This window comes from Exiguobacterium sp. s131 (assembly GCF_018617345.1).
GTDB classification, from domain to species: Bacteria; Bacillota; Bacilli; order Exiguobacteriales; family Exiguobacteriaceae; genus Exiguobacterium; species Exiguobacterium profundum.
This window is the reverse complement of sequence record NZ_JACSJX010000001.1, coordinates 939,318-951,719: the sequence shown is the minus strand read 5'-3', so window position 1 is coordinate 951,719 and position 12,402 is coordinate 939,318. Positions and strand designations below refer to the sequence as shown.

Sequence of the window (12,402 nt, the reverse complement as noted above, 5' to 3'; positions counted from 1 at the left end):
ATTAAAGGGGGAACTCGTCATGCATTTGTATGAACCGTTCGGATGGATTTCCGTCTTCGTCGCGATTGTGGCTATTTGGGGAATGCTTCGTTCATTCCAAAAACGCCAATTCTTTCCGCTCGTTTTTGCAGGTTTAACTGTACTCGTATTCGGATTCTTTGGTGTCGCCACGTTGATCTACGGTGGAATTCCAGGTTAATGATTCGCATATGCAATCATCAAGCGACTTCGGTCGCTTTTTTTATGCCTTTTTTTACGTTCATTCCTCTGTTACATAAAACGGACCAAATCACTATGTGACTTGGTCCGTACTCATTATTCTTCAGTTTGTTCTTTGAAACGGAGTAAGTCGGAGTAAATCAAATCATCGTTCATTTGCAAGATTTTTTCCGCTTCTTCCGTCATCGGACCACATAACGACGTATCTTCGACTACTTCACCAGAAGTCGCGTTATAACATGTCGACTGTGTCCAAACATATTCATCCGTCACGACCGTTCCGTCGCGGAAAATCGCGCGGCTGTTTCGATTTTCAGAGAATAAGTCGTTTCCGAATCCAATCGTATCTGACGTGTCGATTCCGAGTAAGTGCAGGATGGTCGGCTTCATGTCTACATGACTACCGATCGTTTCATGAACTTCCCCTTCTTTCTGGTCAGGCAAGTGAATGGCAAACGGAACTTGTTGCAATTTCGCCACGTCGAATGGTGTCAACTCATCTTTCCCAAGTAGCTCTGCCATCGCACTGTTGTGGTTCGTCGAAATACCATAATGGTCACCGTAGACGACAAAGATTGTATCTTCCCACATTCCATTCTCTTTCAACTGGTCGATGAAGAGACCGAGTGCGTAATCCTGATAAGCTAGTGCTTGCGGGAAGTTGTTCAACGTAGTTGAGCTCGTCTCAAATTTTGGTACAAGCTCATAGTCTTCACTTGGCATCGTGTACGGGAAGTGGTTCGTCAATGTGATGAACTTCGCGTAGTATGGTTCAGGCAATTCTTGAAGCATTGGAATGGATTGCTCGAAGAAGCTATCATCTAAGAGACCCCATTCTGTCATATCTTCAGGATTCCCGAGGTCATAACTCTTTTCATCAAAGAATTGATCGACCCCAATATTTTTGTACATTTGATCGCGGTTCCAGAACGATTTGTTATTCGCATGGAACACGGCTGAGTAATAATTTTCGTCCTTGACCAACTCAGGGAGCGCTTGATATTCGTTATCGGCGTTCGTAAAGTATACAGCACCACGCGGGAGTCCATATAGTGAGTTATCGAGTGCGAACTCAGCATCAGAAGTCTTCCCTTGACCGACTGTATGGTAGTAGTTCGGCCAGTAGTGAGATTCTTCAATCAGTTTGTTCAAGTTCGGCGTGATGAACTCTCCATTCGGCGCCTTCATGTTGTGAGTAAAATTCTGCGCCGATTCGAATGAAACCACGATGACATTTTTCCCTTTATATTTTCCGAATAAATCCGGATTCGGCGCCGCATAGTTTTGACGGGTGAATTGCTCAATCGTTGCGAGTTCTGATTCATCCGCCATCGCTTTTTGAGCCGATGTTTTCGTTTGGAGCATGGCATCATACACATGGAAGTTAAATGTTCCAATGTTTTTCACCAACAGCTCACGGTCAAATGAACGAGTCAACAATTCAGGTCGTTCCGTTTCTGCTAGCGAAAGGTTGAACAAGAAGACAGAGACCGCTACAACGAATGTGACGAGCGCACGTCGATGTGAAGCTACATTCTCTTTCATGTTCATTCGCCATAAGATAAACGGAAGGACAAACACGTCACCAAGAATGATTAAATCTTTCCATTCAAGAAGCGAAGTGAATGATGTCGATAACGTCTCCATGTTCGATGGTTGCATGATGACAGGCATTGTCAAATAGTCCGTGAATTCCCGATAATACACGGCGTCCGCAAACAAGATAAACGATGCGATCGCATAGAGCGTGTAGAGCACCCATTTTTGTTTGTTTCCTTTAAAGAAGAAATGGAAGGCAAACAAGAATAGTGTCGAACTGATCGGGCTAATCAGTAAGATAAAAGCTTGTGCGGTATTTTCAATCGGAATGTTGAAGAAAAATTGATAGACGATATACGTCTTCGTCCAAAGCAATAACGTAAAAATCCAAAATAGACGATATTCTTGAAACGAAGCGCGGACCGTGTCGTTCAGTCTCGTCGATAGCTTCGAAAAGCGTTGAGATGAATTCATCTGACGGTCTCCTCCTCTTTTCAGTTTTCGGCATGTTTTAGTTGCCATTCTTTATTTATATTTGTTCATTCATTGTACAATTCGGATTGAATAGTACACGTCCAGTATCAAGTCCAAATCTTACCCCTTTTTTAATAAAAAATCAACTGTGACGTTACAAATTTTACAATATCCCATACCCTTTCCCACAAAAAAACACGCCTGCAATGTGCAGACGCGTCCGTTTCATACTCGTGTCGGAAGGAAGTGTTTCCGTGCCAGCCACGCACATCCAATCACACCGGCATCGTTTTCAAGTTCAGCGATTTTGAATGTTGTCGACTCGTAAACGCGCTCGAGCGCAAACCGTTTGAACTGTGCATCAAGCGGCTCCAATAACGCGTCGCCAGCTTTTGAGACACCCCCACCGATGACAATCATTTTCGGGTTGAGCGTGTTCGCGATGTTCGAGATGGTCAAGCCGAGGTATTCCGTCATTTCTTCAATAACTTCTGTCGCGATCGAGTCACCGGCTTTATATGCTTCAAACACGTCACGTGCAGTCACTTCTTTCAACTCGTTTAATGAAGTATCCTGATTCTTACGCTTCTGTAATGCTAGACGTGAGATGCCGGTCGCTGAAGCAATCGTCTCGATACACCCGAGGCGACCGCAACCACACTTCACAGCTTTCGTCTCGTCTCGTTCCACGGTGATATGCCCGATTTCTCCGGCCATTCCTGCCGTCCCATGAACGATATTCCCGTTCGTGATCACGCCACCACCGACACCTGTACCGAGCGTGATCGCCAATAATTCTGACGCCCCTTCGCCGGCACCTTTCCACATCTCACCAAGGGCCGCGGCGTTCGCATCATTTTCGAGCACGGCCGGAAGACCGACTGCTTTTTCGAACTCACTCACGAGTGCAAAATCTTTCCACCCGATGTTCGGAGAATATTCGACAACTCCTTCTGAGAAGTCGACGAATCCTGGTGCCCCGATTCCCGCACCCGCAAAATCTTCTTTCTTCTTACCTGATGTTTGTAAGTATGTTTCAAAAGAAGCTGCGATGTCTTTTGGAATATGTACACCATTCTCTCGAATATCCGTTTTGACTTCCCACTTATCCGAAATGATGCCGTTCATGTCTAAAACGGCCATCTTCACCGTCGTACCACCGATGTCGATACCTAATAACCATTTCATACCGTTCACTCCTCATCTCACCTAAATCGCTTTCATTGAATAGTGTACACTATTATCCCCTTAGTGCAACCCTTTGCACTAAGGGGATTTCTGTCAATTCGTTGAATTTTTTAATTCGTGGGTCAAAATGATTTTGGCCGTATCGTACACACGTTGTTCGATGATGCCCCCTTCATACAATTCGTCGAGTTCCATCATCATGAGTGAGATTTCAGCATCCCGTTCTCCGATGTAAATAATGGTACCGAACGATTTTAAAAACTGTTGGACATCATAAAAGTTTTTCATGCTTCTTCCTCCATCGTCGATTGTACATAACGATTTAACAATTCTCGCGTTGCTTCCATTGATGACAGATGCGTTCGCTCATAACTATGGCTCGATTCGATTCCTGGCCCAATCAAGGCATGTCGCACATCATACCCTGCTCGAATCGCCGCTGACGCATCTGACCCATAGTACGGATAAATATCTACCTTATACGCGATCTCATGAGCTTTACATAACGCCGTGAACTTCCGTCGTAACCCGATATCATACGGTCCAGATGAATCCTTGGCACAAATCGAGACTGTATACTCATCGGAATGCTGTCCATCCCCGAGCGCACCCATATCAACGGCAATGTATTCCACGACGTCTTTCGGAATACCCGCGTTCCCTCCAAATCCGACCTCTTCATAATTCGAGATCAAGAAGTGAACGGTATGCGGTAAGTCATAACGGATTAAGTCTTTCGCAAGGTCCAATAGAATGGCGACCGACGCCTTATCATCCAAGTGGCGTGATTTCACGTATCCTGAAGAGGTCACTTGAAAGCGAGGGTCGAATGAAACGAAGTCCCCGATCTCAATCCCAAGCGCCGTCACATCTTCACGAGAATGCACTTTTTCATCCAATCGGACTTCGATGTTTGATGCAGATCGCTCGGCAGAGTTCGTGTCCTTATAGACGTGAACACTTGACTGATGGATCAAGATCGTTCCTTCAATCGCCTCTCCTTCTTCACGGTGGACGAGGCAGTTCTCTCCCTCAATCGCCGTCCATGCGTATCCTCCCACTTGAGTCAAACGAAGACGCCCGCTCGGCAAGATGTCTTTGACCATCGCACCGAGTGTGTCCACGTGTGCCGTCAACAGACGCGCCTTGCCAGAACGACCTGAAAATGTGGCCAGCAGTGCCCCTTTATGTAGACGTGACGTCTTGACACCCAGTGCATTCAATTCTTGCTCCGCGAAGCGGATGGCCTCTTCCGTCATCCCGGAAGGACTCGGGATGTTAACGAGTGTTTTTAATGTTTCAATCATTGAATTCTCCCCTTACCAAAATCCGTACCCGACGAATAGTCCAAACATCGAGATGGTGAGTACGGAAAATAAGATTCGTTGTATACGGTTCTTCTCATCCGGTAGCCCGACGACCCCCGAGACGACAAAACCACCAATCAGACCTCCCGCATGCGCGAAATGGTCAAGACCTGCACCTAATACAAACGCAAGTCCTACGTTTAATCCTAACATAATAAAGAGCGGAGGTCCGAGCGTCTTCATGAAGAGAGAACGATCCCGCAACCCAAAGTACAAGAGCGCACCGACCAATCCAAATAGCGCCCCTGAAGCGCCTGCTGATATCGATTCGCTGAATGCAAACGATGCGGATGTCGCTAATATTCCACTGAGCAGGTAGATGATTAAAAATCGTATGGAGCCGTACATCCGTTCGACGAGCGGACCGAGCGACCAAAGTGCAAACATATTAATCGCAAAGTGGAACCAACCGATATGCAGGAACATCGGTGTAATCAAACGCCACCATTCCCCTTGTTCAATCAACGGGTTCACTTTGGCCCCGAATGCGACCAACGTGTTTGGATCAAGCGTCGAACCGACCGATTCGGCTAACCACATGACTAAAAAGGTGACGAACAGTAGCCCATACACCACTTGTGGTTTTCCGAAGGAAAATCGTTTCTTCAGATCCGCTTTCTTTTTCCGGTCGAGGGAGACCGCTAGCAGTCGGAACCGGTCTTCTTCCATAGTCGGTGTGCAAATCGAACGGGACAATGTCACTTTCGCAGGGATTTGAAACGTCAACGAGTCTACACGCTCTTCATCCACGAGACGCTCACCATAAACATGAATGGTCAATCGTTTCCGCCCGATGCGAGATAAGCGAAATGCGTTCAAAATCGCGTGTATATCCATCCCAACGTGATTCGCCCATGCTTTTTCAGTCTGAATGAACAAATCATACCGATCACCTGCTTTCGTATCGAATAAGATGACCGCACGGGAGGGTTCGAGTATGCCTTCAATTCGCCCACCGTTTTCGACCTTTCGATAAATATCTTCCCAAAAACAAGTTGTCGCCAACGAAACCCCTCCTCTCTCTCAATTCTATTGTAAATCACGACACGACCCACGACCAAACGATGATTCGTTCTATATGTATAAAAACCCGTAACCAAATGGCTACGGGTTTCCAAAGGATGGAGATTACAAGACAGGTTCCATCGTTTTCATGAGTACGTTCGCAGAATGTTGCATTTTCTCATGCTCTTCTTGTGACAACTCAATCTCAACGACTTCACGAACGCCTTGACGGTTGATGATTGCTGGTACACCGATATGGATATCGTGCAATCCATACTCACCATCAAGATGGGCACCGACTGTCAACAACGTGTTCTCGTTACGAAGGACAGCCTTGACCAACCGAAGGAGACCGAGTCCAATCGCATAGTACGTCGCACCTTTACGTTCAATGATATGATATGCTGCGTCACGAACGTTGACATAGATGTCTTCAAGGTCTTCCCAGCTGTACTCATCATGCTCTTCAAGTAGTTGCTCGACCGATTTTCCATATATACGAGCGTTGCTCCAGGCAGCAAACTCAGTATCACCATGCTCACCCATAATGTAGGCGTGACAGTTACGCGGGTCGACGTTGAAATAGTCTCCGAGCATGTAACGCAAGCGAGACGTATCAAGCACTGTTCCTGAACCAAAGACACGATGTTTCGGAAGACCAGAATATTTCCATGCGAGATGTGTCATGATGTCGACCGGGTTTGAAGCAATAATGATAATTCCGTCAAAACCAGAGTCCATGATCTCTGAAATCATAGATTTCATGATCTTCGCATTTTTTTCAACGAGATCAAGACGTGTTTCACCTGGACGCTGTGGTGCGCCAGCCGTGATGACTACGATGTCAGCGACGCCACAATCCGAATAGTCCCCTGCCCAGACGCGCATTGGTGATGAAGCGAATGAAACCCCATGGTTCAAGTCCATCGCTTCTCCTTCTGCCTTGGCTTTATTAATATCGATGATGACAAGTTCTTCACATAGACTAGCTGTCGTCAACTGGTAAGCAAAACTCGCACCTACTGCCCCTGCCCCTACAAGTGCGACTCGTGTTACTTTAGCATGATTTAATGTTTCCATAATGATTCTCCACCCTTCAAACAATCTGTTTCATGTTTTTGTTATCTCTGTTACAAATAGATTGTAACATCATTCACAAACTCTAACTACAGCGGAAACCGTTTTCACTTTGGCGATATTGTGACAATATTCACATTCGTTTGGAACACCTTCATTTTCTGTACTACCCTCATCCAAACACAAAAAAACAAATCATCGTTGCCCCACAAACCGAAAGAAAATTAACCGCATCATTTCCGAGAAAACGCCATCCCGACACGTAACTCGTCGGCACGTCGTGATGTATTTTTTGCTCGGTCAACTTTCCACAAACAGCACAACGAAACGTTCGTTGGACGGTCGCACCAAGTAGCGTATCAATCATACTACCAGTTAATCCAATCACCCATAATAAAAGAAGAAGCGTGATGCTTAAGTCAATGAAAACAAGAGAGGATATGACAATCAACAATGCACCAAACATCGACATGACGGTACCGAATGTCGAGACGGCCCCACTCGTTCCCGGTTCGACTCGCTTAAAGGTAAACATGAACCGAGGTTTCCGCTTCGAGAGGACACCAAATTCAGATCCCCACGTATCGCTCGTCGCTGCCGCGATGGACACGACATACATATAGAGGTAGACCGGATCATTTGTAAACTGATAACCGAGTGCACATAAAATCCCGATCCCACCGTTAGCCAACACTTGCATGGCATCACGAGCCCCCGTCTTCTCGACAATCTCATCTACTCCTTCTTTATCGCGAGAGCGATATTTCGAAGCGAGAGAAGAAGTCGAAAAAAACACCCCAAGCAAGTATAGACCGAACCATCCGAAGGAGAATCCAATCACCGAACCGGTCACTATCGTCAACAGTGCCCCAGAACGAGTCAACGAGCGTAACCGATAACCGAGATAGGCGACGAAACAAGTTACAGCGAATATGGCGAACACTGAATCATCTCCTTCTCTGTCACGATCCATTGAACGGGTAGGTCGTGCGGCTCAGTTGGTACTTGATCGACAATCTGAACGGTATATGCCAAAGCAAGTGTTCTACCTTTATAGGTTTTTAAATAGCGATCATAATAGCCCCCACCCCAACCGATGCGATAACCGGTTCGATCGAAAACACGCCCCGGAACAAGACAAAGGTCGATCACTTGCGTAGTCGCTGGAGTGGTCGGCTCTAAAATATTCATGACTCCCTCTTCCAAATCATCAAATGAATGAATGATGTGAAACGTAAGTCCCCGCTCCGTTACTTTCGGGACGCAGACCGTTTTTCCTTCTTTAAAGGCCATATGAATAATCGGGGACGTATCAATTTCTAGAGGGAGTGACAACGTTAGCGCGATTGTTTGACTTTCAATCCATAAGTCCGTGGCAAATAATGATTGGTGAATGACTTCGTCCGCATGATGTCGATCCGCCATTTGTTTGATGTATTGATGAATCGTGCGCCGCAGCGCTGTTTTCTCTTCCACAACGTATTCCTCCTTACAAAAAAAGCCGCCACATATGTGACGGCCGGTCCCTCATTACTTCACTTCGCGGTAAAGCGTGTGACGACGGAGACGTGGGTTGTATTTGCGCAACTCGAGGCGCTCAGGGTTGTTACGTTTGTTTTTCTTCGTGATGTACGTGCGATCGCCTGTTTCTGTGCAAGCTAATGTAATTTTAACGCGCATTTCTTTCACTCCCATCTTAATGATGTTGTATCAAGTGCTTTTGCTTTACAGTCTAAGCATACTCAATTATCCTACCAAGTTTCTTGTGAAAAAGCAAGGTTATTTCACGTTCTTTTTCATTGATTCCTGTCCATACGGAGAAGTCTCAAGAGGTAGGCATGTGTTGACGTTCTCACTCACGTTATACCATTGTTTCAGGTCGTGAATCGAGATCTCTTCACCGACATAAACGCGTTCTGATGCAGAAAACACGCTGTTTTCGATTCGATGGATTGCATCGAACAAACCACCGTGACCATGCGGATTGCGAGTCGCTTCAAAGGACAACATAGTTGAGTATAACGGAATCGCAAGGGATTGCGCAAGTTCTCTTGCAGCAGGAATTGTCATCCAATCGAAGTGATGAATCACTTTGAAGGAAACACGTTTCGAAAGTTCATGTACTAGTTTTACGTAGGCGATATTTTGTGTAGCCACCTGGTTCATAACATGCTCTAAAAATGGGCTAGTTGGCCGAACACGATACACATGTATGTTTCCTTGACGTTCATACTCAGGCAACTCGTCATGATATGGCGTTAATACATAGACGACTTCGCCATCGTCCGCTCTCGCCTCGATTTCATCGACGACCCGTCTTCCGAGTCCCCCTACGATATGACCGTGATATTCAGGCGTGAGTACTAAAATAGCTGATTTTTCATCTTCGCGCTCGATTGTCACATAGTAATCGTGAGGAGATAAGAACGAATCAATATCGATGTCTTCGTCTTGAAGGAATGGATATGCAGCATAATGATCATGTAGCAACTGCTCCGATACTCCATCCTGATAGAGTGCCGTTTCAAGTTCTGCAAAGAGTCGTGTGTGTTCACGGAACCGTTCGGCGGCATATTGCGCCGTCGTTTGCCCATCCAAGATGAACGCCCAGTCACTCGACACAGCCAATACGTAATGACGGATTAATTGTTTCAAGGCGCGATTCGTCGCTTCCGATTGATTACGATAGTCCGCCACATCTTTTACGAGTTGCATCTCCATCATGTGCAAATGACGAAGCATCCACTCATTTCTTTCGTTAATCCAAACTTCACCATAACCTTTACGTCCCCATGTATTCATCGACACGTGGACCGTCTGTAAATCTTTAAAGTGACGTTCAAGGAAGAGCGCTGGCGTGATGGTTTCAATTCCAAATTCAGCAAGTCTCTCTGCTACTTTCCCAAGAAACTCTGGCCCCTCAAACCACCAGTGACCGAACAACTCCGCATCGAACGGAGCCGTGACTAAAAATGGTGGGAATGTCTGAGCACCGTGCGCTTCAAGATGTGACTCTAACGTTTTGGCAAAATCGGTCGCATGGTTTTCAATTTGATGTTCCGCCCATTCGCGCACGTAGAAATCCTTTTGATCCGTATCACCCGTAATCCGGTGCATTTTTAAACCCGTATCAAAACGAATTCCTTCCGGATGCATGAAGGACTGGATATAGTCCCAGTCCCGATCGTATGCCAAATCGCGGTAAAACTCACGATAATCCGGATGGCCTGGATATCCGATCATCGAACTCCAAATTTTACCTGAGATGATTTGATCCCGAGGGAACAACGCGACGCCATGTGGTGAATAAACAGGGGCTCCAATTCCTTTCTCTGGCGTCGGATCTGCGTCGAGAAGAGCATGTTCATCGACAAATGTGTAGCGAATTCCTTCTTCATAAAGAATCCGATCAACTCCTGGTGTATAAGCACACTCTGGTAACCAGATGCCTGTTGGACGGAACCCATAATGACGTTCGAAACAGTTCAAACCTGTGCGAATCTCAGCACGCGCCGCCTGTTCCGTGAAGAGATGTGGATTAAAGCCATGGGTTGCCGTACATGTCACCATGTCAATATAACCTGCCTCACGATATGTACGGAACGCCTCATTCAAATTTTTATTCCAATGGAGGAACGTATTTTTTAAATCGTGGTATCGTTGACGATAAAAATGTAACGTCGCTGTTTCTTTGTCTGTTCGGTCCTCAGACAATTCGAGGGTAATCAATTCGAGCATATCGTCTAAGTGCTCCACATAGCGATCCTGAATGAGAGGATCGGCAAGCATTTCAACGACAGGAGGGGAAATACTAACCGTCCAATGCAAGGGACGCTTCAAGCGATCGACTTGCCATAGAATCGGAAGATATGTCTCAGAGATGGCCTCGTAAACCCATCTTTCTTCTAAACGGTGTTTCTCTTCATGCCTAACGTACGGTAAATGAGCATGAAGGACGAGTGAAAAGTACCCAGGTTTCATAATAAAAAGTCCTCCTTAACGCACGAGTCGGTATGCTGCATATTTTGGTAACGTATCAAGTAGTTCTGGAGAATCAACTTCCCCGTATTGCCAACGTCGGACCGGTTCTGCGAATCGTCCGACTCCTACTGGTTCTGCCCGCGGCGTATCAAGCGGATTTGATGCGACGATTGGGAGAAACTCCCCTTCCATCGTCCGAATCCCAAATTCAAACACATATGTCGTATTCGGGTCGAGAGGGCGAACGAACCAGCTGTTCGTCATTTCAGGAAGATCGAATGTATAGGAGCGGTTTGCGTGACCGCTATTGTAATCAAGTAACGTAACATCAAGGATGCGAAACGCCTTCGGCAATTCTTCCCAGCGTCGCATAAATTGAAGCGCTAACGTTTCTTTCACGAGATCAGATACTTCCCAGCATACATACACTGAGTTTGGAGACTGTACGACCGCATGCATAAAGTCCACGTTGTACCGATCGGGTAGCTTCCAGTATCCTTCCGGACCCTTTTCAAGAAGTGGAGAAGTCGACACGTTGGCCGTCTCTTTCGCTGATGCCACTTGTTTGCGTGAGGTCGTCACCGACGTCTTCGCTTTCTTCGTTTCACGCTTTTTTTTCACAGGGGCAACCGCCTCCACTTCCTGTTGCTGATTTCTCCATTTACGCCATGCGTATTGGACTTTGCCAATCGGGACGTCTAATTCTGCCGCAATCTGTTTTAACGTAAGACCTTGTTGTTTCAAGGATACGATTTTCTCTTCCATCTCTATATGGCTCCCTTCATGTAAAATCCATGTAGACTATTATTCGCTCCTTGAGTTTGTATTCCTGCCCAAAAAAATAAAGAACAACAGCACTGTTGTTCTTTACCACTAATCTTATTGATTCAAATCATAATGTTTCCCTTTTTCGAGGAAAATTAAATGTTCTCCGAAGTTCGTCACATGATCGCCCATCCGTTCGAGGTATCGAGCAATGTTCGAGAATTCGTATACATCGTTCGTCCCAACCGTCATGGCCGGAAGAGAACCGATATATTGTTTAATCACCGTTAGATTGATGTCATCAATCACGCGGTCCATCTCATTGAGTTCACGAACACGGCTCACTTCACCTTTACGATAGGCACGTGTCGCCAGTTCAAGCATGTCAATCAACTGTTCGGCCATCTTCTTGAGCGGTTGGATGTCAAGTACATAAGGAACGTGCTCGATTCGTGTCACTGCTTTTGCGATGTTTGTCGCATAGTCCGCAATGCGTTCAAGATCTGTCGCTGATTTCATCGTCACAATCAGACGTCGTAAGTCAGTCGCGACTGGTTGCTGTTTTGCAATCAATAGAATCGCTTCGTCATTGATTGTCAACTCCAACTCGTCTAACTCGTTATCGTTATCAATCACGGTTTTAGCCAATTCGAGATCATGTTTTTCCAACACTTCGATTGCCGTCGCCGTTTGGCGCATCGTCAAGTTTGCCAATCGAACAACTTTATCTTCTAATTCAGTTAACTTCGTATCAAAAAATGTGCGGTTTTGTGCCATCAATCCAGTC

Annotated in this window: 13 protein-coding genes; 1 reads left to right on the top strand and 12 read right to left on the bottom strand. The window is 46.0% G+C overall.

Annotated features, from left to right (window positions below):
- Positions 1-19 precede the first annotated feature (19 nt).
- Entirely contained in the window at positions 20-199 is a 180-nt protein-coding gene (locus KNO69_RS04910) for a DUF2759 domain-containing protein (protein WP_214816402.1), read from the top strand.
- A gap of 116 nt (positions 200-315) precedes the next feature.
- On the opposite strand, the gene KNO69_RS04905 is transcribed toward KNO69_RS04910, so the two are convergent.
- From KNO69_RS04905 to phoU, 12 genes are all read right to left on the bottom strand, one after another.
- On the bottom strand, positions 316-2,232 hold the full coding sequence (locus tag KNO69_RS04905) for an LTA synthase family protein (RefSeq protein WP_214816398.1): 1,917 nt from the start codon (positions 2,230-2,232) through the stop codon (positions 316-318).
- Between the two features lie 225 nt (positions 2,233-2,457).
- Entirely contained in the window at positions 2,458-3,420 is a 963-nt protein-coding gene (locus KNO69_RS04900) for an ROK family glucokinase (RefSeq protein WP_214733626.1), read from the bottom strand.
- A gap of 93 nt (positions 3,421-3,513) precedes the next feature.
- Positions 3,514-3,708, bottom strand: a complete 195-nt coding sequence (locus tag KNO69_RS04895; RefSeq protein ID WP_214816395.1) for a YqgQ family protein — start codon at positions 3,706-3,708, stop codon at positions 3,514-3,516.
- Positions 3,705-4,727 carry a M42 family metallopeptidase gene (locus KNO69_RS04890; protein WP_214816392.1) on the bottom strand — a complete coding sequence of 341 codons (1,023 nt, stop codon included), beginning with the start codon at positions 4,725-4,727 and terminating at the stop codon, positions 3,705-3,707. The genes KNO69_RS04895 and KNO69_RS04890 overlap by 4 nt, the downstream gene beginning before the upstream one ends.
- A 12-nt stretch (positions 4,728-4,739) precedes the next feature.
- Positions 4,740-5,792 carry a rhomboid family intramembrane serine protease gene (locus KNO69_RS04885; RefSeq protein WP_078147124.1) on the bottom strand — a complete coding sequence of 351 codons (1,053 nt, stop codon included), beginning with the start codon at positions 5,790-5,792 and terminating at the stop codon, positions 4,740-4,742.
- A 123-nt stretch (positions 5,793-5,915) separates the two neighbouring features.
- On the bottom strand, positions 5,916-6,872 hold the full coding sequence (locus KNO69_RS04880; RefSeq protein WP_214816389.1) for an L-lactate dehydrogenase: 957 nt from the start codon (positions 6,870-6,872) through the stop codon (positions 5,916-5,918).
- A gap of 169 nt (positions 6,873-7,041) precedes the next feature.
- Complete coding sequence (locus KNO69_RS04875) at positions 7,042-7,812, bottom strand: DUF92 domain-containing protein (protein ID WP_214816386.1); 771 nt, start codon at positions 7,810-7,812, stop codon at positions 7,042-7,044.
- Complete coding sequence (locus tag KNO69_RS04870; RefSeq protein WP_214816382.1) at positions 7,791-8,345, bottom strand: 5-formyltetrahydrofolate cyclo-ligase; 555 nt, start codon at positions 8,343-8,345, stop codon at positions 7,791-7,793. The genes KNO69_RS04875 and KNO69_RS04870 overlap by 22 nt, the downstream gene beginning before the upstream one ends.
- A 54-nt stretch (positions 8,346-8,399) precedes the next feature.
- Complete coding sequence (gene rpmG / locus KNO69_RS04865; RefSeq protein WP_255313299.1) at positions 8,400-8,564, bottom strand: 50S ribosomal protein L33; 165 nt, start codon at positions 8,562-8,564, stop codon at positions 8,400-8,402.
- An 84-nt stretch (positions 8,565-8,648) separates the two neighbouring features.
- Positions 8,649-10,850, bottom strand: a complete 2,202-nt coding sequence (locus tag KNO69_RS04860) for a 1,4-alpha-glucan branching protein domain-containing protein (protein ID WP_214816379.1) — start codon at positions 10,848-10,850, stop codon at positions 8,649-8,651.
- A gap of 15 nt (positions 10,851-10,865) precedes the next feature.
- On the bottom strand, positions 10,866-11,615 hold the full coding sequence (locus KNO69_RS04855; RefSeq protein ID WP_214816376.1) for a DUF4912 domain-containing protein: 750 nt from the start codon (positions 11,613-11,615) through the stop codon (positions 10,866-10,868).
- 114 nt (positions 11,616-11,729) lie between these two features.
- On the bottom strand, positions 11,730-12,392 hold the full coding sequence (phoU, locus tag KNO69_RS04850) for a phosphate signaling complex protein PhoU (RefSeq protein ID WP_012726611.1): 663 nt from the start codon (positions 12,390-12,392) through the stop codon (positions 11,730-11,732).
- Between the last annotated feature and the right edge of the window lie 10 nt (positions 12,393-12,402).